Raw genomic sequence first — 24094 nt, 5'->3', positions numbered from 1 at the left:
CCTAGCTGTAAGACTTCCTTACTGCTAAAAATTAGCACACGGATTTTACAGGTTAAGCAGATTAACGCTGATTTTAGTATTTAAGTTAATTCGTTGGGTATAATTTATTTTAACACATAGGAACATAGATTTTTCCAGCCGAAAAAAGACGTTCACTTTTAATAAAACAGAAACGGCATGAAAAAAATAAGTTTCTTCTAAACCTTCTTTTCACATCTCACATCTTACATTTCACATCTCGCATTTCACATCCTAAAATCGATGCTCCTATATGTCAAGTCCTTTTTTTGTTATGAAGGAAACCCGCTGCCACTTCGTTTTTTCAGAAAACCTCGAGACCACCATCGAACAAATGAGATCGCCATTGACATTTAATAAAGTCGCTATCGGGTCGACCAGAGTTCCTAAAATCATAGCGACCGGCAGGGCTTGTTCCATTGGCAGTCCATAAACTGTGATGGCCAGAACTTCTCCGATATAACCTCCATTTGGAATTCCTCCTTCTACAATTGAAACGATTACGGTGATTCCGAGCGCTAAAAGTATGGTCGAAGGTGCAGTGAAATCTTTTCCAAACATGGCAAAAAGAACGGTTATTTTAAGAATAGAAGACATACTCGAACCGTCTTTATGCAAAGGCGCTCCAAGTGGAATGACCAAATTGCGAACGTGCTTAGGAATGTTCATCTTCTCAGCGGCTTCCAGATTCGCAGGGATGGTGGCAATACTGCTGCAGGTTCCAACCGCCGTTAAAGCCGGCGTAATATTATTGCTCCAAAATACCACAAAAGCTCTTTTCCCTCCAGCCACTAAGGCGTACAAACTGAAAAACACAAAGAAATAGAATATACAGGCCGCATAATAAACCCCTAAAGGCTTGGCATAAACGCCAAACAATTGCGGACCAAAAACTCCAACCTGATAGGAAAAATAAGCCCCCAAACCAATTGGAGCCAATTTCATAATAAGGTTCAAAAGCTGCTTCATGACTTCGTTACCGGAATCCAGAAAACTTCTGAAAGCGCTTCCTTTTTCTCCGGATTGCAGACTGGCAAAACCAATTAGAAAAGAAAAAATAATAAGCGCCAGCATACTTTTTCGGGAAAGCAATTCAAAGAAATCATTTACGGTAACCAGCTGTGCTATTTGCTCACCAATACTTCCTGATTGGATGTTTTCTATCGGGACTTTAGATAATATAATATTCTGATGAATTGGAAAAAGATATACTGCCAAAATCATTACAATTGCCGAAATTAAAATGGTGCTTAAAAAAACCAGAACCATGATTACAAACAGTTTTCCCAATTTCTCTGTTCTTTCCAGACTGGCAATTGAAGACGCAATGGTAAAGAAAATTAAAGGGATAATGGCCGTAAAGAGCAGGTTGAGGAAAATATCTCCAAGTGGTTTTATGACCTCAACTTTTTCTTTGAAAACTAATCCCAGAATACTTCCGAGCAGGATTCCACCTAAAAGCAATAGAATACTGCTGTAACTTTTTAGAAAATCGATCTTTTTAATCTCCATAATTTTAAAGGATTACATTCAGAAATAGCAACATAAAATAAAGTCAATTAAATTACTCAAAAAAGGAGTACTAAAATTAACGGTATCATTTTTTTAATTCCAAAGAGTCAAATTACTCCGGAATCTATGAAAATATGCAAAAAAAACATGGTGATAAAGATCCGGAGATCAAGGTTTTCCTAATACCAAAGTGGTAAAATCTCTGTCTACCCATTCGCCTAGCTTACTTTTTACACTTTCAGTCAGTGTTTCTTTATGCACGACTTGAAAAGCTGTTTTTTCAATCAAACTTTCCGCTTTTTCAGTACTGTAAAGATTGAATTCGAACTGAGTAAAAGGAAGCTGTTTCATAAAACTTTCTTCAGCAAAGGTGATGCAAAAAGTACCCTCCGGTTTTAAAACTCTGTAAATTTCTGAGAGTAACTTCTCCGGTTCCTGCCAAAAGTAAATGGTGTTTACCGTGAATATTTTATCAAAAGAGGCTTCTTCAAATGGAATATCGGTTCCGTTATAAAGAGAAAAGTGAGCCTGTTTTTTAGCTACAAAAGCGACATTAATTTGTTGTGCTTCCTGACACATTAACTCCGACATTTCAAGTCCGTAGTAAGTCAGATCCTGAGCTTGCTCTAGTACATACTCTAAATGTCCGGCATTTCCGTGGCCTAATTCTAAAATTGTATTTCCCGATATTACGTGCAGATTTTGAACGGAATGGCGCGTCATATTGATGTTGATTTCATGCATCATATTCGCCATTTCTATTCCTTTTTCTCCTGTAGGATGCTTTAGCTGAGAGGCTATTGCCTGTAATTCTTCTTTTTTCATCGTCTTTAAAATAAATTCAAAATTAGTCCTAAAAAGTAATTATCGGTAAAATTTTGTCTTTTCAACCGAAGGGAGACTCGAGTGATTGTGATTTCTCCCTTTGGTCGAAACGATAAACTTTATGCTGAAACTCTTAAAAAATCTGCCTTGCAATCTGGCGAATATTCTCTGATTTCCCCATTGAATAATAATGTAAAACAGGGACTCCGGCAGCTTTTAATTCTAATGATTGCTGAACGGCCCACTCGATTCCGACTTGCTTGATTTCTGCATTATTTTTACATTTATCCACAGCATCAATCAAATCTTCAGGCAAATCGATTCTAAAAACCTGAGGTAAAATCTGTAAATGTCTTTGAACGGCAATGGGCTTGATTCCCGGAATAATCGGAATTGTGATACCAATTTCTCTTGCTTTTTCTACAAAGGCAAAATATTTAGCATTATCAAAAAACATTTGCGTCACCACATAATCGGCTCCCGCATCTACTTTTTCTTTCAATCTTTTTAAATCAGATTGCAAAGAAGGGGATTCCAGATGTTTTTCCGGATAACCCGCAACACCAATACAAAAATCGGCTTTATTATCAGTATCCATTAATTCATGAAGGTACTTTCCGCTATTTAGATCGTTGATCTGACGTACCAAATCTATAGCGTAACTATTCCCACCGGCTTTTGGTACAAAAGATTGTTCGTCTTTCATAGCGTCACCGCGAAGTGCCATTACATTATTGATTCCTAAATACTGGCAATCTACCAGCATGTATTCCGTTTCTTCCTGCGTAAAGCCTCCACAAAGCAAATGTGGCACCGTATCAACATTGTATTTATGTTTTATAGAAGCACAAATTCCGAGTGTTCCCGGACGCATACGCGTTAGCTTTTTGTCTAAAAGCCCGTTGCCTTTATCAATATAGATATACTCTTCACGTGAAGTCGTTACATCGATAAATGGTGGTTTAAATTCCATCAAAGGATCGATGTTATCATATAATTCCTGAATACTTTTTCCTTTTTGAGGCGGAATAAGTTCAAACGAGAATAATGTATCTCCCTTCGCGTTTTCTATATGTTCTGTTACTTTCATTTTTTAAATTATGTGTTATGAATTATGTGTTTTGAAAAATTGTGTAAAAAATCTGAATCAAAAACATAAATCAAATATCTTTTAGTCTAAAGTCCGAATGTCAAAAGTCGAAAGTCACTTTCTTTGAGACTTTATGACTTTTGACTTTATGACTCTATATTAATCCGCTATATTAGGGTTTAACCATTTCATTGCATAATCGGTCGGAACATTACGTCGTTTGGCGTAATCGACCACCTGATCTTCTTTTATTTTCCCCAGTCCGAAATATTTACTTTCCGGGTTTCCAAAATAGTATCCCGAAACTGATGAAGCCGGCCACATTGCCATACTTTCGGTTAGGGTAACACCTATTTCTTTTTCTACATTTAAAAGTTTCCAGATCGTTGGTTTCTCCAAATGGTCAGGACAAGCCGGATAACCCGGAGCAGGACGAATTCCTTTGTAATCTTCAGAAATCATTTCTTCGGTACTTAAGTTTTCATCTGACGAGTAACCCCAAATTTCCTTACGCACTTTTTCATGAAGATATTCAGCGAAAGCTTCAGCAAAACGATCTGCCAGTGCTTTTACCATAATCGAATTATAATCATCCAGGTCTTTTTCAAATTCAGCTGCCCATTCGTCAACACCAAAACCGGTTGTTACGCAGAATGCCCCCATATAATCAACTTTCCCACTTTCTTTTGGAGCGATAAAATCAGCTAATGCAATATTAGGTGCCCCTTTTGTCTTTTGTGATTGCTGACGTAAAGTCAAAAATGTCTGAAGTGGTTTTCCGTTTTCATCCGTCAATTCAATATCATCATCGTTGATCTGATTGGCCGGAAATATTCCATAAATCCCTTTCGCAGATAGTTTTTTCTCTTCCAAAATTACTTTCAGCATCGCCTGAGCATCTGCAAAAACAGAAGTCGCTTCTTTCCCCACAACCTCATCTGTTAAAATTGCCGGGTATTTACCAAACAATTCCCAGGTTCTGAAAAACGGTGTCCAGTCGATATACGGAACCAAAACGTCCAGGTCGACTTCAACAATCTGCTCTCCAATTATATTCGGTTTAACTGGATTGAAATTTTCCCAATCCAATTGCAATTTATTTTTACGGGCGTCTTCGATGTTTAGGAAATTTTTATCTCTTGAACGGTTCAGGAATGTTTCTCTAAAAGAATCATACTCTGCACGAATATCGCTTGCATATATTTTACGGTTATGATCTAATAAATTCCCTGCAACGGTAACGGCTCTCGAAGCATCGTTTACGTGAATTACAGTTTCTCTATATTGAGGCGCAATTTTCACGGCTGTATGCGCGCGCGAAGTGGTTGCTCCACCAATCATAATCGGAATTTTAATTCCTTGTTTGTCTAATTCTTTGGCCAGATACACCATTTCGTCCAGCGAAGGCGTAATCAATCCGCTTAAACCAATGATATCTACATTGTGTTCTAAGGCAGCTGCAATAATTTTTTCCGGAGGCACCATAACGCCAAGATCTACAATCTCGTAATTGTTACAGGCCAAAACCACCGAAACAATGTTTTTACCAATGTCGTGAACGTCTCCTTTTACAGTAGCCATCAGGATTTTTCCGTTTCCTTGTTTGTCTCCGGCCTGTTTACTGGCTTCGATATAAGGCAATAAATAGGCTACCGCTTTTTTCATTACACGTGCCGATTTTACTACCTGTGGAAGGAACATTTTTCCGCTTCCGAACAAATCTCCCACGACATTCATTCCGGTCATCAAATTGATTTCGATAACTTCAATTGGTTTTTTAGCAGCCAAACGTGCTTCTTCTACATCTTCTTCAATAAAAGCATCTACTCCTTTTACCAGTGAGTGTGTAATACGTTCCTGAACGGTTCCCAAACGCCATTCCTGAATTGCTTTTTCATCTGATTTTACTTCCCCTTTTACGTTCTCGGCAAAATCTAAAAGTCGTTCGGTTGCATCGTCACGTCTGTCCAGAATTACATCCTCAACATGCTCCAATAAATCTTTTGGAATATCATCGTAAATCGAAAGCATTTCGGGATTCACGATTCCCATAGTCATTCCGTTCTTGATGGCATGGTACAAAAATACCGAGTGCATCGCTTCACGAACGGTGTCATTTCCTCTGAAAGAAAACGAAACGTTACTTACTCCCCCACTAATATGTGCGTGTGGTAAGTTATCACGAACCCATTTTGTTCCTCTAAAAAAGTCAATCGCATTGAGGCGATGCTCTTCCATTCCGGTTGCAACCGGGAAAATATTCAAATCAAAAATGATATCCTGTGGAGGAAAGTCAACTTTGTTTACCAAAATATCATACGAACGCTGGCAAATCTCCACTCTTCGTTCGAAGTTATCAGCCTGACCTACTTCGTCAAAAGCCATGATTATGGCTGCCGCTCCGTAGCGCTTGATTAATTTAGCATGATGAATAAAAGCTTCTTCTCCTTCTTTTAACGAAATCGAGTTTACAACGCTTTTTCCTTGTACTACTTTCAGACCCGCCTCTATGATTTCCCATTTCGAGCTGTCAATCATAATAGGCACTCTCGAAATGTCCGGTTCTGAGGCAATTAAATTCAAAAATTTAGTCATTGCCTGAACACCATCAAGCATTCCCTCATCCATATTAATATCGATGATTTGTGCTCCTCCTTCTACCTGTTGCCTTGCAATATCAAGTGCCTCATCATATTTCTCTTCCTTGATTAAGCGAAGGAATTTTCTTGAACCCGTCACATTCGTACGCTCTCCAATGTTTACAAAAACACTGGTAGGTGTAATAATTAACGGTTCTAATCCTGCTAATACAAGGTCTCTTCTGTTTTCTGCCATTTTATTTATGTTACGAAGGTCCTAAGTTGCTTAGGTTCTAAGTTTTTTATTTTATTCTATTTTATTTCCTGCGAGGTTTTTAAAACCTTGTAGGTATATTCGTTTTACCGATATGTTGTTCCTAACGGAACATTTATTTCCATTTGTATGTTACAACCGCAACATATATAATGTTTCGTTCCTACGGAACTCTTACTGATGAATCATCGTCTTCAACGGAATAAATTCCGTTGCTATAAAATATATCGTTCCTACGGAACTTTTTAAGAGCCTTAGGCTCGGGCTATTTTGTAGAGATGAATTTTAATCCATTTCCCAAAATCAATAAAATTATATTATGCAAAAACAGGCGCTACTCTCGGCTTATAATCCTTTGCAACCTCAGCAATTAATCGAATATGATCCGGAGTAGTTCCGCAACAACCGCCAATAATATTGATTAAATTATCATCTAAATATTCTTTGATTAAGGCTTGAGTCTGCTCCGGGGTTTCATCGTATTGTCCGAAAGCGTTTGGCAGACCTGCATTTGGATGTGCCGAAACATTAAACTGTGTGTGTTGTGATAATGTTTTCAAATACGGTTTCAACAAATCGGCTCCTAAAGCACAATTGAAACCTACACTCAATAACGGAATATGAGATACCGAAATCAGGAATGCCTCAACCGTTTGCCCTGAAAGTGTTCTTCCCGAAGCATCAGTGATGGTTCCTGAAACCATGATTGGAATATCCAGATTACGTTCTTCTTTTACTTCTTCAATCGCAAAAAGTGCCGCTTTGGCATTTAGCGTATCAAAGATGGTTTCTACCAAAAGTAAATCACATCCACCATCCATTAGGGCTTCTGCCTGTTGTTTGTAGGCTATTCGCAAATCATCAAACGTTACGGCTCTGTATCCCGGGTCGTTTACATCCGGTGACATACTTGCCGTTCTGTTTGTTGGTCCGATTGAACCTGCAACAAAACGTGGTTTGTCCGGATTTTTAGCGGTAAATTCATCTGCTACTTCACGGGCAATTTTAGCCGATTCGTAGTTCAATTCATAAACCAAATCTTCCAGGAAATAGTCGGCCATACCGATCGTAGTTCCTGAAAAAGTATTGGTTTCTACAATGTCTGCACCTGCTTCATAATAAGCAGCGTGAACATCGCGAATGGCTTGTGGTTGTGTTATGGATAGTAAATCGTTGTTTCCTTTTAACGGATGAGGAAAATCTTTGAAACGCTCTCCTCTAAAATCTTCTTCCGAGAAATTATAGCGCTGCAACATCGTTCCCATTGCCCCGTCAAGGATTAGGATATTTTTTTTTATTGCTTCCTGAATTGTTATTGCCATGACTTTTTATCTTTTAGCTACTAAGGCGCTAAGGCGCTAAGAGGCTAAGTTTTTTACTTACTTGATCATACCTAACAGGTTTTTGAAACCTGATAGGACACGTTATTTTGATTCACATTAATTCCAAAAATTCACTATTGATGGCTCATTAGCCCCGATTGAAGTGGAAATCCTTTTGTCCGCAGCGGCGGATAAAAGATTGCAACGAAAAGCGGGAACGATTGACGGCAAAAATGCGCCAATGATTCGCTCATGATACTGAATTCAGTAAAATAATATTGTAAGGTTGTCAGGAAAAGTTTGAGAAATACTGGTAATGTATTTGTGTTATCTATCTTAAATACAATGAATTTGTATTAAGTAGAATGTAGCACCTTCTTTATGATAAAGGGTTGCTAAGGTTTCATTGGGTCTTTCCCTCCGCCTTTCGTGATAACTTTCAATAATTTTAAGAACAGTGCAAAGTAAAGACATAAGCTTAACAATTGCAAGTTTTTTTTAAGTTTCTGAGGGGCTAAGGTTCTTTTTAAGGTGCTGAGAGACTAAGACTCTAAGATACTGAGTTTAAGTTTGGGCTATTGTTTTTCAAATATAGCCCACGGTTTCAACCGTGGGACACGCATGGTAACAAATTGTTTTTACATCAATGCGTTGTGTTCCTGTGGTTGAAACCACCGGCTATGTTTTGTATATTTTAAAAAAATAAAGCCCAAACCATAATGGTTTGGGCTTTCTATATAAAATCTTAGAACCTTAGTCGCTTAGCAACTCAGAACCTCAGATTAAACAATCGCTTTCACAACTGCTTTCGGAGCTTCTTTACGAGTTCCGTCAAAACCGTCTACACCCGAAACTGTAGTGTATTTTAAAACGTATTTTTTACCCGGATTGATAATCTGATAAGCTGCCTGACACATTAAAGTTGCCTCGTGGAATCCACAAAGAATCAATTTTAATTTTCCTGGATAAGTGTTTACATCTCCAATAGCGAAGATACCCGGAATATTGGTTTGATAATCTAATGCATTATTTACTTTAATAGCATTTTTCTCGATTTCTAATCCCCAATCTCCGATTGGTCCTAACTTTGGCGTTAGCCCGAAAAGTGGTATAAAATAATCCGTTTCGATTTTACGATGTGCTCCATTTTCTTCGATATCTAATGATTCAATATGCTCAGCACCATTGATTCCGATTACTTCTGCCGGTGTAATTAATTTAATTTTTCCAGCGGTCTTCAATTCCTGTACTTTTTCTACAGAGTCTAAAGCTCCTCTGAATTCGTTTCTACGGTGAATCAAAGTAACTTCTGAAGCTACATTCGCCAAAAAGATACTCCAGTCTAATGCTGAATCTCCTCCTCCGGCGATTACTACTCTTTTATCTCTGAATTTCTCCGGATTTTTGATAAAGTATTTTACTCCTTTATCTTCATAAAACTCAATATCTTCGATAAGTGGCTTACGTGGTTCAAAACTTCCCAAACCTCCTGCGATAGCAATAACCGGTGCGTGAAATTTAGTCCCTTTATTTGAGGTTACAATAAAACTTCCGTCTTCTTGCTTGTCAATCGTTTCTGCACGCTCTCCTAAAGTAAAACCAGGTTCAAATTGTTTAATTTGTTCTTGTAAGTTATCAATCAGATCTCCGGCTAAAACTTCCGGGAAACCAGGAATATCATAAATAGGTTTTTTAGGATACAATTCTGAAAGTTGCCCTCCCGCTTGTGGCAAAGCATCTAAAATATGACATTTTAATTTTAATAATCCTGCCTCGAAAACGGCAAATAAACCTGTTGGGCCTGCTCCAATTATAAGTATATCTGTTTTAATCATTATGTTGTTGTTTATAATCATTCTTAATAATGCAAAGGAACGAATAATTTATTCTATTTTCAATGATTTTTGTCATTGATTTCTTTGCGGAATTTTTTACTCTTTATTTTTTAATGAAGCGGTTATTTCGTTCATTTTTTTAACCTTCTCTTCAAAATTACCTTTTAATGTCTTTCGATATTCATTAAGGTTTTCAACCATTGTATTGATATCTTCAGGGATTACCTCTTCAAAAAACTCCCGAAGCCTTTTGGCTGTTGTTGGTGATTTTCCGTTGGTCGAAATGGCGATTTTTACATTCCCTTTCGTTACAATTCCTCCCAAATAATAATCACACAAATCCGGTGTATCGGCTATATTGCAAATCAAATAACGCTTTCGGGATAATTCGTATACCTTTTTATTGACTTTTAAATCATCGGTACAGGCAATTACCATATGGCGTTTTTTAAGCATTTTCTTTTTGAACTTCGATTTTGTCAATGTAATCGAAGGATGTTTCTCGGCCAAAATCTTTATTTCTAAATGAAAATTTGGCGCTACTACCTCAACATTGGCATTAGGGCTCGACTTTAACAAAAAAGAGAGCTTCTCTAATCCTACATTTCCTCCGCCAACAATCAGAACATTTAGATTGTGAAGTTTTAGGAATACGGGATATAATTCGTTTTGTTCCATTTTAATTTTTATTACCGATATAAAGTTCGTTCAGAACAATTTATCATGCAAACATCGGATTAAAACCTGAAGCTGCAAAATTGGTCGTTCCCGATGGAACAATTATTAACGAATCATTTCTTTTGAGAGAAACTCTTCGTAAAACCCTTTTAGTTTGTTGCTTTCGCGAACAACCTCTCCAAGAACGATAATTGCTGGTGAGCTTAGTTTCTTCTCCTTTACAATTTCTAAAATCGAATCTACCGTTCCTACACCTACTTTTTCATCGGCCAATGTTCCGTTTTGAATAATCGCTACGGGTAAATTTCCTTTGTTTTCTTTTTGAAACAAGCTGATAATCTGAGACAATTTGTGCATTCCCATCAAAATTACGACTGTTGCTGATGATTGTGCAGCCAAAGCAACATCCGAAGACAATTTCCTGTCTGAAGTTGTGCCTGTTATGGCCCAAAAACTTTCGGAAACTCCTCTTTTGGTAATCGATATTCCCTGACTTGCCGGAACCGCCACTACCGAAGATATTCCAGGAACTACAAATGTCTCGATTCCGAAACTTTCTATAAATTCAATTTCTTCACTTCCACGTCCAAAAATAAACGGGTCACCACCTTTTAAACGTACCACATTTCCGTACGTTAATGCATTATCAACAATCAATTGATTGATCTGATCCTGTGTGTAAGCATGATTCCCTATTTTTTTTCCCACAAAAATACGGATTGCATTTTTAGGTGCATGTGCTAATATTTCTTCATTGGCCAATGCATCGTACAAAACCACCTTCGCTTCAGCAAGTGCTTTTACGGCTTTGAGCGTAAGTAAATCCGGATCGCCGGGACCCGCACCAACTAAAGTTACTTTTGGTTTGATATTATGCATTTTCTAATTCTTGAGCTCTATATTTTTCTATGGTATCAAAAAATGCAATTCCTTCCTGAATGTATTGTTTTGCAAAAGCTTCTGAAGGCTGTGTTGTATTAATTTGATACACTAATTCTCTGAATGATGTTGCCAGTTCAATTTTACCGGCTGCAATGAAAACGGTATCAAATAAATCAACGATTCCTGCGTGATTGTTTGTTTTTTCGTTTTCAGAAAGCAGCAACGCTTTTGCGCCGTTTACAAATCCGGCGTAAGCATGGTAAATTGCATCCGACCATTTATTTTCGTCAAAAGATTCCTGAGCAAAAGTCAGTTTGTCTTTGGCTTCCAACAATAAAGTCGCCACCAAATCAATTACTACTCCGGCACATTCACCCACTCCAACAGCTTTTACATAATTGTCGGCATTACCCCAATCTACAAAATCAGCTTCGGTTAAGTTCGTTACGTCTGATAAAGGTTTTAAGATTTCATAGAAATATTTCTCTCCTTTTTCATCATAGTAATCTAGGAATTTTTGTCCGTTTGCATTCGCATTAAAATCATTTAAAATGGTACGCAAAGCATCCGGTCCTCTTCGGCTTGGAATTTTGATTACTTTATCGGCAAAACGTCCAGCTCCATTTCCTAATCTTCCTCCGCCTAACAAGACCTGTAAAGCCGGAGCTACCAGTTTTCCGGAATTAATTGACATTCCCTGAAAACCAATTGCCGACATATTGTGCTGCCCGCAAGCATTCATACAACCACTGATTTTGATTTCAATTTCGCGGTTGTTTAAATACTGAGGATATTCAGCACTTAATACTTTTTCTAATTCTTCTGCAATTCCGGTACTACTTGCAATCCCCAAATTGCAAGTATCTGTACCCGGACATGCTGTAATATCTGCCGTTGAATTATATCCCAGATGAACAAAATTCAACTTCGCTAATTCCTGATAGAAGAAAGGTAAGTTCTCTTCTTTCACATGGCGTATTACAATATTTTGACGCAATGAAAAACGAAGTTCATTTGCGGCGTAGTTTTTAATTAAATCAGCTAATAATCTGGCTTTATCGGTGTAAAAATCTCCCAATAAAACTTTAATTCCTATAGCATAATAACCTGCTTGTTTCTGAGCGATTACATTTGATTTTTTCCAGGCTTCATAAGCTTCCGTATCTTCGATCGTAACTTGCGGAACTTCTAATAACGGCTCCGAAATTGGTCCGTCAAAAGCAGTTGTATCAATTTCGTACGTTTCAAAAGCGATTGCTTTTTTCTCTTTTTCAACCAAATCAAGGAAGACATCTCTTCCCATTTCTTTGATTAAAAATTTCATACGGGCTTTCATTCTTTTCGCACGTTCCCCGTATCTGTCAAAAATACGAATGATGCCTTCTGCCGTTGGAATAATCTGATTCGCCGGCACAAACTCTGAAAGCAATTCGGCATGGGCTGGCTGAGAACCTAATCCTCCACCAAACATAATTTTGAAACCTCGCTCGCCATTGACAATTTTTGGAATAAATCCTAAATCATGCAAATAACTCAAAGCAGTATCTTCGTCTGAAGACGAGAACGAAATTTTGAACTTACGCCCCATTTCCTGACAGATTGGGTTTCTTAACAGATATTGAAAAAGTCCGTGTGCATAAGGCGAAACGTCAAACGGTTCGTTTACATCTACACCTGCTAATTCGCTTCCGGTAATGTTTCTAACGGTATTACCACAAGCTTCACGTAAAGTAACATCGTCTTTAGCCAAATTTGCCCAAAGCTCCGGAGTTCTGTCCAGACTTACATAGTGAATCTGAATGTCCTGACGTGTTGTAATGTGCAAACGTCCTGTAGAATATTCATCAGAAACTTTTGTAATACGAATCAATTGTTCGCTGGTTACTTTACCATAAGGCAATTTAATACGAATCATTTGAACACCTTCCTGACGCTGTCCGTAAATTCCACGCGCTAAACGAAGACTACGAAAACGTTCATCATCAATTTTTCCTCCACGGAACAAATGAATCTTTTTTTCTAAATCGATAATCTCTTTCTGAACTACCGGATTTTCTATTTCTGTTCTAAAACTTTCCATTTTCTTTCTCTTGCTTTAGGCTTTAAGCTGTATGCTTTAGGCTTTTTTAACTTTGTATTTTTAGCCTAAAGCCTATAGCTTAAAGCTTATAGCAGGTTTACCTGATGAATCCTACTCCTGCTGTTGTATTTGTTGCAGTATCAATTAAGATAAATGCCCCATTTGATTTATTGTCGTTGTAGGCATCAAAATATAAAGGCTTGCTTAATTTGATGTTTACCTCTCCAATTTCATTGATTGCTAATTGTGAAGCTTCTTTTGTTCCCGAATAATCCGTTGAGATCGTATTTTTGATACTTTCAACTTTTGCCAAAACCGAATTGGTGTTGTGCTGAACAATATATTTGGTACCCGGAACAAGTTTTTTACTGTCCATCCAGCATACCGTTGTGTTTATTTCTTTTTCAATTTTTGGAAGTTCTGACGATTTTACAATCATATCACCTCTCGTCACATTGATATCATTTTCTAATTCGATTGTGATCGAAGAACCTGCAACAGCCTCATCAAATTGCTTATCGAAAAAATGAATTTTAGTTACTTTTGATTCTGTTAAAGAAGGCAGTACGGTAACAGCATCTCCTACTTTTATAGAGTTTCCGTATAATTTTCCGGCGTAACCTCTAAAATCATGGTATTCTTCGGTTTTAGGACGAATTACTGTCTGAACCGGAAAACGTGCTTTTCCTGCTTCAAAAACATCTGAAGAATGCAATCCTTCTAAGTGCTCCAAAACAGTTTGCCCATCGTACCACTTCATGTTCTCCGATTTATCCACTACGTTTCCTCCATTGATCGCACTAAGCGGAATGTAGCTTACATTTTGTTCTTTGAAAGTACTCTTAGCATTTAAGGCTTGAAAATCGGCTTTGATTTTATTGAAGACTTCCTCTGAATAATCCACTAAGTCCATTTTATTGATTGCAACGATTACCTCTTTTACTCTCAATAAATTATTGATAAAAAAGTGACGGTACGTTTGCTCAATTACTCCTTTTCTCGCATCAATTAAGATGATCGATACTTGTGAAGTTGAAGCTCCCGTTACCATGTTTCTGGTATATTCTACGTGACCCGGAGTATCGGCAATGATGTAACTTTTCTTTGCAGTCGAAAAATAAATATGTGCTACATCAATTGTAATTCCCTGTTCTCTTTCGGCTACTAATCCATCCGTTGCCAATGAAAAATCAAGATAATCATATCCTTTTTGTTTGCTGCTTTTCTCGATCGCTTCGATTTTATCTGTAGTCAATGATTTTGTATCATACAATAATCTTCCGATCAAAGTACTTTTTCCATCATCTACACTTCCTGCTGTTGCTATTTTTAAAACTTCCATTCTTATTATGTTGTTTCAGGTTTAAAGTTTCAGGTTTCCTCAAAACTTATAAATCTGTATGTTTTTTTGATCTTTACTTTTTAATTAATAATTCACAATTAATAATTATTAAAAATATCCCTGTTGTTTCCTCTTTTCCATCGCAGCTTCAGAACGTTTGTCATCAATTCTTGCTCCTCTTTCTGAAATAGTAGAAGTTCTGATTTCACCAACCACTTCCTCAATGGTTGCTGCATAAGATTCAACAGCTGCTGTACAGCTCATATCTCCAACGGTTCTAAAACGAACAATTCTTTCTTCGATTTGCTCGTCTTCTTCCTGATACACATAAGGAGAATGCGACCAGATTAAACCGTCTCTCAAAAAAACTTTTCTTTTATGTGAAAAATAGATTGATGGAATCTCGATGTGTTCTTTTTCGATATAACTCCAAACATCTAATTCTGTCCAGTTTGAAATTGGGAAAACACGAACGTTTTGTCCATTTTCTATTTTTCCGTTCAAAATATCAAATAACTCAGGTCTTTGATTTTTTTCATCCCATTGACCAAAATCATCACGAACTGAAAAAATACGTTCCTTAGCTCTTGCTTTTTCTTCATCACGACGCGCTCCACCAATACAAGCATCGAACTTAAATTCTTCGATTGCATCTAAAAGTGTAATTGTCTGTAAGCTGTTTCTACTAGAATATTTTCCAGTTTCTTCAACTACTTTTCCTTCATCAATAGCATCCTGAACGTTACGTACGATTAATTCCAATCCTAATTCTTCTACCAATTTATCTCTGAAAGCAATGGTCTCCGGAAAATTATGTCCCGTATCAACATGTAAAAGGGGAAACGGAATTTTTGCCGGAAAAAATGCTTTTTGTGCCAAACGTACCAATGTTATCGAATCTTTTCCTCCAGAAAAAAGCAAAACCGGTTTATCGAACTGTGAAATTACTTCTCTGAAAATGTATATTGCTTCGCTCTCTAAAGCGTTTGTTTTTAATACTGAACTCATTTTGTTTTTTTGTTTCAAGTTTAAAGTTTCAGGTTGTTGTTTATTGTGAGTTTCCTAAAACTTTCTACTATTATTCTTTACTCTATACTCTTGTTTCTATCCTCTCTAATCTTTCTTAGCACTATGCAAACCACATTCTTTATGACTTGATTCCCACCACCATCTTCCGGCTCTGATATCTTCACCCGGGAAAATTGCTCTGGTACAAGGCGCACAACCAATGCTTACGAAACCTTGTTTGTGTAAAGCATTTTGAGGAACATTGTTTTCTGATAAATAAACATCAACCTCTTCTAAAGTCCATTTTAGTAATGGGTTGAACTTTATAATTTCAAAACCTCCGTCGTATTCGAACAATTGTAAATCGTTTCTATTCTCTGATTGCTCTGCTCTTAAACCTGTAATCCAAATAGAATTTCCTGCCAACGCTTTTCGTAACGGAACTACTTTTCGAATGAAACAGCATTCTTTTCTGTTCTCAACTGAATCATAAAAACTGTTTGGGCCTTTATGTTTTAGTAAATTTTCTACTGCTGCTGCTTCAGGAAAATAAACCTCGATCGGCTTTTTGTACTTTTTTAATGTTTTATGAAAAACATCATACGTTTCCTGAAACAACCTTCCGGTATCTAATGTAAAAATCGTAATATCCTGATTGCTTTTTGCAATAAAATCAGTGATAACCTGATCTTCCTGTCCGAAAGATGTCGAAAAAATTACTTTCCCCGGATATTCACCTGCTAAGAAAGCTAAGGTTTCATCTAGTGAAAAATCTTTCGTTTTATCTAATAATGATTGTATAATAGTCGCACTCATATTCTCTTTCTTTCCTTCTAAAAAATATTACAATAATTTAGATAATGTTTTTAAACTCAATAGTATTATTAAAATCCCAACTGCAATCATCATTGGCTTTCTTCTGATTTTATTTAAAAGATAAGCTCCTAATGGCGCTGCGATTACACCTCCTAAAATCAAACCTATAATAACCTGCCAACCGTGGATCCCTCCAAAAAGCATGAAAGTTAAACCACTTGCGAATGAAATTGCAAATTCTGCTGCATTTACAGAACCTATAGTATATCTTGGATTTCTTCCTCTTCCCAATAATGTTGAAGTCACAATCGGCCCCCAGCCTCCGCCTCCAACTGAATCCATAAAACCTCCAAAAATGGCCAGAAATCCTAATTTTTTAGTTTTCTTTTTAATGATCTTTTTAACTAAAGCTTTTCGAATAATTATAATGGCCAGAACAATCATATAAACTGCAATAAAAGGCTTTATAATATCACCATTAATAACATCCGATAATAAATAAGCTCCCATTATTGAACCTAAAACTCCCGGAATCAATAAATGTTTAACCAGTTTTTTATTGATATTTCCAAATCGGTGATGGGAAAGTGCCGATGCTCCCGTAGTAAACATTTCAGATACGTGAACCGCGGCACTACTAATCACTGGCGGAACTCCGTACGCTAATAAAAACGATGTCGAAGTAGCCCCATAACCCATTCCTAAAGTCCCGTCGACCAATTGTGCAAAAACTCCAATGGCAAAAAACACTAAAAACTCCTGATTGAAACCGTCAATAAACCCATTCCATGAAAATTCAGCATGGTGATTGTAAATCAACGTTGTCAACAAACCGATTAGTAAAACAGCCGGTACTAAAACCCACAATCTTTCTTTTATTGCTGTATCAGACTTAACTGCTACGGTATTTATTTTTAGCTCTTTTTCCATTCTAATGGTTCGTTTTATTTTAAAAATCCATTACCCTATCGGGTTAGTAGATTGAATGGCAAAATTACTACTTATTTCTAAATATCAAAACAATATTTGATATTTTTACGTGGCTATTTGATATAAGGCTAATGGAGTGCCCCACACAAAGGTATCAACAAATCATTCTCACAAGTAAAAAAACTCATTATATTGTATTTCAACACTATAGCTCTTAAACTTTTCGTATTCTTAGAATACCTTTTTTAAAGTCTACCACATCTATAGGATAATTGTAAAATTGTTACTATTTTTACCTCAAATTTTTATTCATGGATTTTCAAATAGGTCTTGTAATTGCGGGTTTAGTTGTAGGTTTTGTCGTAGGTCTGACGGGTGTTGGAGGCGGCTCTTTGATGACTCCCATTTTATTATGGTTTGGCATCCCTCCAACGACAGCGGTTGGTACCGATTTGTTGTATGCTGCTTTTACCAAAATGGGAGGCGTTTTTGTCCACCATAAAAAAGGCAACATCAATTGGTCTATCACCGGATGGCTCACTCTGGGCAGCGTTCCTGCCGCTTTACTGACTTTATGGATCCTAAACAGTATCAAAACAGATATTACTACTATAAATGCGGTCATCAAATACAGTTTGGGATGGGCGTTACTGTTTACTTCGATTGCCATACTATTCAAGAAAAGACTATTGGTGTTTTCGCAAAAACATGCGGGAGACAAATTTCACAGTGAAAGTCACACACAAAATATGCTGACGGTTGGAATTGGAATTTTACTGGGCGCAACTGTAACTCTTACTTCGATTGGAGCCGGGGCACTGGGCACCGTTACTTTGTTTTTCTTATATCCGCTCTTGCCTACTCCGCGTTTGGTAGGAACCGAAATTGCACACGCTGTACCTTTAACGCTGGTCGCCGGAATCGGACATGCCTCAATGGGAAATTTAGATCTTATTTTATTGGGACAATTATTATTAGGATCACTACCTGGAATTTTTATCGGAAGTATGTTAAGCGGAAAAGTACCCGATTTATTTCTTAGAAATGCGATTGCCGTAATGCTGTTTCTGGCCGGTTATAAATTGATTTTTTAAATTAAGTACAGCCTTTCAAAATAGAATCTGAACCCAAAAAGAAAAGACCATTTCATTAAAAATATTGAAATGGTCTTTTTTTTATAAGAATTCTGAAGGAGAGATCGAATTAAAATGCAATATCCGCCAACGAGTTACTTTCAAGAATTTTAAGGGTATTATCCCTAACCTCAGTCATTAATCGTCGTGCAGCACAGCTTGCCTCATCATCGCAGTCGTCGCATCTTTCATAAAAATTATGACTTGCACAGGGAAGCAATGCAATAGGCCCCTCGAGAATACGATACACCTTAGCCATACTAATATCTTTAGGATCTTTTATCAGATAATAACCACCGCCTTTTCCTTTTTTAGCTCCCAGAAAACCTGAGTTCCTAAGCAGCAGCAAAATACTTTCTAAAAACTTAATTGAAATATGTTCACTTTTCGCAATTTCAGCAATTTGTACAGGCTCATTGTTTTCACGTCTGGCCAGATAAGTTAAAGCTTTAATTCCGTATTTTGTTTTCTTTGAAAGCACGTTATATCTATTTTAATTGTGGATTGCCAATCTTAGACTTTTGACCTAAAACAACAATCGTCTTGTTTTTCTGCCACAAAAATAAACTTTTTAAATGAGAATAGTAATAGAACAAAAATTTAAATTCTACTAAATTAGTATAGTTTAAATAAAGCCCAATAAAAAAAGGCCTTTAACTGTTTTTTTCCAGTTAAAGGCCGTCATCTTAATAAAGTTTTCAAAATATCATTGCAAACCAAGAACGCATTATTTTCCGTTCTGTATAGCTGATGATTCTCTTTTTTTATCATTTTATGGACCACATTCAAGTCAAAAAACCATTGTGAGTCCGGTCTGTTTGAATCTTCTTCTCCAAAATATAATTTTATACTGCAATTTGGGGCTTCCGTTTCGTATCTCAATCTTGTTGAAGAAACAGCAAATAGACCAACAATATTCAATCCTCGCAAAGAAGCTTTCCAGGCGATTGTTCCTCCAATACTAAATCCTAAAACCGTTACTTTATCATTTTCTAATTTCAATAAAGCTTCAACTGCCCTATCCATTCCTCCGCTAAGAAATTGATTATGAACATCGCTTTCCACAAGGTTATCAGCATTAATGCCGGCTAGTTCAAGCACATCATAATACTGAATCTCAAATTCAGATTTTAATAAATCAGCATAGATTTTTACCCAGTCCGGGACTTTACCTCCAAATAAATCTGATAAAATGATTAGTCTTGGTTTAGTCATATATAAAAGATACGATTTTAGATATCAGTTTTCAGAAATCTAATATCTAAAATCATTAATCTAAAATTTAACTTAGCGCCTGTTTTAAATCGGCAATCACATCTTCTACCGTTTCCAAACCTACTGAAACACGCACTAATCCCTGAGTTATTCCAACCGCCAGCTGATCTTCTTCAGACAATTTACTATGGGTGGTTGAAGCAGGATGCGTCACAATCGATCTCGTATCGCCAATATTTGCCGATAGGGAACACAGTTTTATTTTATCTAAAAATTTTCTTCCGGCTTCAATTCCGCCTTTAATTTCAAAGGCAATAATATTTCCTCCCAATTTCATTTGCTTTTTGGCAATTTCGTATTGAGGATGTGATTTCAGGAACGGGTATTTGATGCTTTTTACATTTGGGTGCGCTTCTAAAAACTCCGCTACTTTTAAAGCGTTTTCACAGTGTTTTTCAACACGAATTGCCAATGTCTCTAAGCTTTTCGACAAAACCCATGCATTAAACGGAGACAAAGCAGGACCTGTATTTCTGGAGAACAAATAAATTTGTCTGATTAAATCTTCACTTCCAACCGTAACTCCTCCTAAAACTCTACCCTGACCGTCAATCAATTTAGTTGCTGAATGCACTACTAAATGCGCTCCAAATTTTATAGGTTGCTGAAGATAAGGTGTCGCAAAACAGTTATCGATAATTAAAATCAGGTTGTGTTTTTTAGCAAGATCTCCCAGCAATTGCAAATCAATCACATCAACACCCGGATTTGTAGGCGACTCTGCGTATAAAATTTTTGTATTAGGCTTAATGAATCCTTCAATTGTTTCCGGTTTAGTAATATCAAAATAAGAGGTTTCGATATTCCATTTCGGAAAATAAGTCATAAACAAAGCGTGTGTCGAACCAAAAACGCTGCTCGCTGACACGATATGATCTCCTGAATTTAATAATGCTGCAAAAGTAGAATATACTGCTGCCATTCCGGTTGCAAAAGCATAACCCGCCTCGGCACCTTCCATTTTACAAATTTTATCAACAAATTCTGTCGTGTTCGGATTGCTGAAACGGCTGTAAATATTTCTTTCTTTTTCTTCTGTAAAAGAAGCTCTCATATCTTCGGCATCCTCAAATACAAAGCTTGACGATAAGTATAATGGCACCGAATGCTCTAAATACTGACTTCTTTCTAATTGTGTTCTGATGGCTTGTGTTTCAAAACCAAATTCTTCTGTGTTCATTTTTTTGTTTTTGTTTAACACGAATTGCACTAATTAGCACTAATTCGCTTTTTTTATAAAATTTCACAAAGATTCACAAAGCCAAACACAGCGTTTCGCCAGAAGTTTAATGTGAATTTTCATTGTATAAAAATGGTCCAAAAATTATCTAATTGACTAAAACACGAATTGCACCGATTAGCACAAATTCGCTTTTTATAAAATTTCACAAAGATTCACAAAGCAAAACACAGTGTTTCGCCTGGAGTTTAATGTGAATTTTCATTGTGTGATTAAAAATCAAAAAATTATCTAATTATCTAATTATTTTAATTCTTCGTTGTTCAGAACCACTTTATATTTTATAGTAGCAGTTGGCTCAATTGTTTTAGAAACCGAGCAATATTTCTCAAAAGAAAGCTGGGCTGCACGATGTGCTTTTTCAGGGTTAATATCTCCTTCTAAATAAAAAACCACATTGATTTCTTTAAAAGGTTTTGCTTCACCAACTTGCACACGCTCTCCTTCTACCTCAGCGTTAAATGAAGTGATTTCCTGACGTTGTTTTTTTAAGATCGAAATCATATCAATGGCGCTGCATCCCGCAACCCCCATTAATACTAATTCCATTGGACTTGCACCTAAATCGCTTCCGCCAAATTCGGCTCTGCTGTCAACATCCACTACATGACCACGTTCGTTTTTAAGTTTAAAATGAAACGCGTCATTTACTCTGTTCAAAGTTACTTTCATTGTGTTGTTATTTTTTTTTATTTTTTACAATCTTGTCATTTCGACGTAAGGAAAAATCACACCAGGAATTCCGAAACGAAAAATCCTAATCTTTGTCGATAATCTAATGTGATTTCTCGTTCCTCGAAATGACAAATCAGAAATCTAAACTCTAAAATCTTAAATCCCTTACCCTTTATCAGATAATCTCAAAATATCTCCAAATACACCTCTCGCTGTTACAGCAGAGCCTGCGCCAGCTCCCTGAATTACGATTGGACGGTCTCCGTAAGATTCTGTATAAATTTCGAAGAAAGAATCAGATCCTTTTAATCCACCCAAGGCAGTATCAGAAGGCACTGAAACTAATTTTACTTCCAAAATTCCTTTATCGTTTTGTAAATCTCCTGACAATTCACCAATATATCTTAATACGTGGTTTGGCTTTTGATCGGCTTTTATTTTTTCATAAATCGGATCGAACTCTTTCAATTTAGTTAAGAAATCTCCAACGTTTCCTTCACGCAAATGCTCCGGAATTAAATTCTGAATTGAGATTTCTTCAAATTCGTTCTGCAAGTCCAATTCTCTTGCCAAGATCAATAATTTTCTTCCCACATCATTTCCACATAAATCCTCACGAGGGTCCGGTTCTGTGTATCCATTATCAATCGCTTCTTGTAAAATCTCACTAAACGGAGCGTCTTTTGCCGAAAAATTATTGAATAAATAACTCAATGTTCCGGAGAATACTCCTTTTATCTTTGTGATATTTTCTCCCGAAAGATGCAATAATTTAATGGTATCTATTAATGGTAATCCTGCACCAACATTGGTTTCGTATAAATAATTCTTCTGGTTTTCGGCTAAAGCTTTTCTCAATTCTTTATAAAAACCATAACTCAGTGTATTGGCTACTTTATTAGAAGATATCAAATCGAAACTACTCTCAACCAACGGAATATAATTCTCAACAAAAGAAGCGCTCGCTGTATTATCAATAGCAATTAAATTTTCTAAATGATGTTGGTTGGCATAAGCAATAATGTCCTGAATGGTATAGGCAAGCCCTTCTTTATCAATATCTGTTTTCCAGTTTGAGCTTACTCCGTTTTTATTTAAAAGTACCTTTTTCGAATTGGCTATTGCAAAAACATTCAGTCTCACGTCTTTTCGTTTTTCGATAGCGGCTGTCGATTCTAAAATCTGATTGATTAGAGTTCCTCCCACTAGTCCATGACCAATAATGGCAATGTTGATTTTTTTGGAAACACCAAAAATCTCACCGTGAATTACATTTAAGGCTTTATGCAGTTCCGTCTTTTTAACTACCAAACTCACGTTTTTACCTGTAACGGTGTTGTTAAATAAGATCGGAACAATTTTATTTTTAATTAATGCCGTGTATGGTTTATGGAAAGTACTCAAATCCTGTCCGATAATCGAAATTACCGAAACATTATCTGTTACTGTAATCTGATTTACATCTTTGGAATAAAAGTCGTTTTCGAATTCTTTTTCTAATTCAACCATGGCCAATGTAGCTTTCTCAGTCGCCACAACAAGACCAATTCCTCGCTCCGAAGAACCTTGCGAGATAATACTAACACTGATATTGTGATCGCCCATTACTTTAAAAATTCGGGCATCTACACCTGATTTTCCTAATAATCCGCGACCTTCCAGATTTACCAAAGATACATTCTCTAAAACAGAGAGTGTTTTAATTCCTTCTTTAGCAGAGTCTGAAGTAATTAAAGTCCCGCGATTTTCATGATTAAAAGTATTTAAGATACGAAGCGGGATATTTTTTTCCAATAATGGAATAATTGTCTTAGCATGCAAAATGGTGGCTCCAAAATTGGCTAATTCGTTGGCTTCGTTAAACGACAAAAATTCGATCTTTTTAGCATCAGCAACCAGATCAGGATTTGCAGTGTAAATTCCATCAACATGCGTAAAGTTTTGCAATTCTTCGGCATTTAGGTAATTTGCAATTAGCGATGCCGTATAATTACTTCCGTTTCTTCCTAGAGTGGTCGTGTCGTTGTTATTGTTAGATCCAATAAAACCGGTTACGATGTTAACTGTTGTACCGTTATGCTCTTTGAAATAATTGATTACATTTTTCTTAGAAAGTTGTTCCAAAGGCTGTGCATCTCCAAATTTAGAATCGGTTTTCAACAATTCTCTTGAATCTACAAAATTTGCCGGAACACCTTTTCCAATTAAAATGGCTGTCAATAACTTAGCCGAAAGCAGCTCGCCTTTTGATAAAATCTGATCTTTAATTTTATTGCTGTAATCTCCTATCAGACTTACTCCTTCAAAAAGTTTATCCAATACATTAAATTCTTCCGACAAATCAACCTCAGGGTAATCTGAAATCTGATACGTTTTAAAATTCTCGAATAAAGGTTTATAATTGCCGTTTTTAGCTGCAATTTTTAAAATGTATTCCAGTTCATCTGTAGCATTTCCGCGAGCGGAAACTACTACGGCAATTTTTTCGTTCTGCTGTACTTTATCCGTAATAATTGAAACTACTTTATTAAGTCCTTCTCCGTTTGATAACGATTTACCGCCAAATTTTAATATTTTCAT

General features: G+C 36.5%; 19 protein-coding genes and 1 riboswitch. Of the genes, 1 reads left to right on the top strand and 18 read right to left on the bottom strand.

Annotation, left to right across the window (positions count from 1 at the left end; genetic code table 11):
• Window positions 1-267: 267 nt before the first annotated feature.
• From AC3IS6_RS07635 to AC3IS6_RS07575, 13 genes are all read right to left on the bottom strand, one after another.
• Window positions 268-1530 (bottom strand): dicarboxylate/amino acid:cation symporter, encoded by a 1263-nt coding sequence (locus tag AC3IS6_RS07635; protein WP_489164353.1) that lies wholly within the window; start codon window positions 1528-1530, stop codon window positions 268-270.
• A gap of 168 nt (window positions 1531-1698) precedes the next feature.
• Window positions 1699-2355, bottom strand: coding sequence for a class I SAM-dependent methyltransferase (locus AC3IS6_RS07630; RefSeq protein ID WP_489164352.1), 657 nt, complete (start codon window positions 2353-2355; stop codon window positions 1699-1701).
• A gap of 133 nt (window positions 2356-2488) precedes the next feature.
• On the bottom strand, window positions 2489-3445 hold the full coding sequence (gene metF, locus AC3IS6_RS07625) for a methylenetetrahydrofolate reductase [NAD(P)H] (RefSeq protein ID WP_489164351.1): 957 nt from the start codon (window positions 3443-3445) through the stop codon (window positions 2489-2491).
• A gap of 159 nt (window positions 3446-3604) precedes the next feature.
• On the bottom strand, window positions 3605-6280 hold the full coding sequence (gene metH, locus AC3IS6_RS07620; RefSeq protein ID WP_489164350.1) for a methionine synthase: 2676 nt from the start codon (window positions 6278-6280) through the stop codon (window positions 3605-3607).
• A 335-nt stretch (window positions 6281-6615) separates the two neighbouring features.
• Complete coding sequence (locus AC3IS6_RS07615) at window positions 6616-7620, bottom strand: homocysteine S-methyltransferase family protein (protein WP_489164349.1); 1005 nt, start codon at window positions 7618-7620, stop codon at window positions 6616-6618.
• A gap of 324 nt (window positions 7621-7944) precedes the next feature.
• Window positions 7945-8059: riboswitch (SAM riboswitch) on the bottom strand.
• 343 nt (window positions 8060-8402) lie between these two features.
• Window positions 8403-9455, bottom strand: coding sequence for an NAD(P)/FAD-dependent oxidoreductase (locus tag AC3IS6_RS07610; RefSeq protein ID WP_489164348.1), 1053 nt, complete (start codon window positions 9453-9455; stop codon window positions 8403-8405).
• A 96-nt stretch (window positions 9456-9551) separates the two neighbouring features.
• On the bottom strand, window positions 9552-10133 hold the full coding sequence (locus AC3IS6_RS07605) for a precorrin-2 dehydrogenase/sirohydrochlorin ferrochelatase family protein (protein WP_489164347.1): 582 nt from the start codon (window positions 10131-10133) through the stop codon (window positions 9552-9554).
• Window positions 10134-10238: 105 nt separating this feature from the next.
• Window positions 10239-11012, bottom strand: a complete 774-nt coding sequence (cobA, locus tag AC3IS6_RS07600) for a uroporphyrinogen-III C-methyltransferase (RefSeq protein ID WP_489164346.1) — start codon at window positions 11010-11012, stop codon at window positions 10239-10241.
• A complete protein-coding gene (locus tag AC3IS6_RS07595) occupies window positions 11005-13095 on the bottom strand; it encodes a nitrite reductase (RefSeq protein ID WP_489164345.1) in 2091 nt (696 codons plus the stop codon). The genes cobA and AC3IS6_RS07595 overlap by 8 nt, the downstream gene beginning before the upstream one ends.
• A 97-nt stretch (window positions 13096-13192) precedes the next feature.
• Window positions 13193-14437: a sulfate adenylyltransferase subunit 1 gene (locus tag AC3IS6_RS07590; RefSeq protein WP_489164344.1), complete on the bottom strand. Its 1245-nt coding sequence runs from the start codon at window positions 14435-14437 to the stop codon at window positions 13193-13195.
• Window positions 14438-14545: 108 nt separating this feature from the next.
• Window positions 14546-15463 carry a sulfate adenylyltransferase subunit CysD gene (gene cysD / locus AC3IS6_RS07585; protein ID WP_489164343.1) on the bottom strand — a complete coding sequence of 306 codons (918 nt, stop codon included), beginning with the start codon at window positions 15461-15463 and terminating at the stop codon, window positions 14546-14548.
• A gap of 87 nt (window positions 15464-15550) precedes the next feature.
• Window positions 15551-16261 carry a phosphoadenylyl-sulfate reductase gene (locus AC3IS6_RS07580; protein ID WP_489164342.1) on the bottom strand — a complete coding sequence of 237 codons (711 nt, stop codon included), beginning with the start codon at window positions 16259-16261 and terminating at the stop codon, window positions 15551-15553.
• 27 nt (window positions 16262-16288) lie between these two features.
• Entirely contained in the window at window positions 16289-17191 is a 903-nt protein-coding gene (locus AC3IS6_RS07575) for a sulfite exporter TauE/SafE family protein (protein ID WP_489164341.1), read from the bottom strand.
• 311 nt (window positions 17192-17502) lie between these two features.
• Between AC3IS6_RS07575 and AC3IS6_RS07570 the strand changes: the two genes are divergently transcribed.
• Complete coding sequence (locus AC3IS6_RS07570) at window positions 17503-18285, top strand: sulfite exporter TauE/SafE family protein (RefSeq protein ID WP_489164340.1); 783 nt, start codon at window positions 17503-17505, stop codon at window positions 18283-18285.
• Window positions 18286-18394: 109 nt separating this feature from the next.
• On the opposite strand, the gene AC3IS6_RS07565 is transcribed toward AC3IS6_RS07570, so the two are convergent.
• The 5 genes from AC3IS6_RS07565 to thrA all read right to left on the bottom strand — a co-directional run bounded on the left by AC3IS6_RS07565 (window position 18395) and on the right by thrA (window position 24094).
• On the bottom strand, window positions 18395-18805 hold the full coding sequence (locus AC3IS6_RS07565; protein WP_179003218.1) for an RrF2 family transcriptional regulator: 411 nt from the start codon (window positions 18803-18805) through the stop codon (window positions 18395-18397).
• 200 nt (window positions 18806-19005) lie between these two features.
• Window positions 19006-19539 (bottom strand): alpha/beta hydrolase, encoded by a 534-nt coding sequence (locus AC3IS6_RS07560; protein WP_489164339.1) that lies wholly within the window; start codon window positions 19537-19539, stop codon window positions 19006-19008.
• Between the two features lie 67 nt (window positions 19540-19606).
• Window positions 19607-20779 (bottom strand): trans-sulfuration enzyme family protein, encoded by a 1173-nt coding sequence (locus AC3IS6_RS07555; RefSeq protein ID WP_489164337.1) that lies wholly within the window; start codon window positions 20777-20779, stop codon window positions 19607-19609.
• 303 nt (window positions 20780-21082) lie between these two features.
• Window positions 21083-21511, bottom strand: a complete 429-nt coding sequence (locus AC3IS6_RS07550; protein ID WP_489164336.1) for an OsmC family protein — start codon at window positions 21509-21511, stop codon at window positions 21083-21085.
• 168 nt (window positions 21512-21679) lie between these two features.
• Window positions 21680-24094, bottom strand: coding sequence for a bifunctional aspartate kinase/homoserine dehydrogenase I (gene thrA, locus AC3IS6_RS07545; protein ID WP_489164335.1), 2415 nt, complete (start codon window positions 24092-24094; stop codon window positions 21680-21682).

This window comes from Flavobacterium sp. KH_035, from assembly GCF_057839565.1.
The sequence above is the reverse complement of the archived record's forward strand: the minus strand, read 5'-3'. Positions and strand labels throughout refer to the sequence as shown.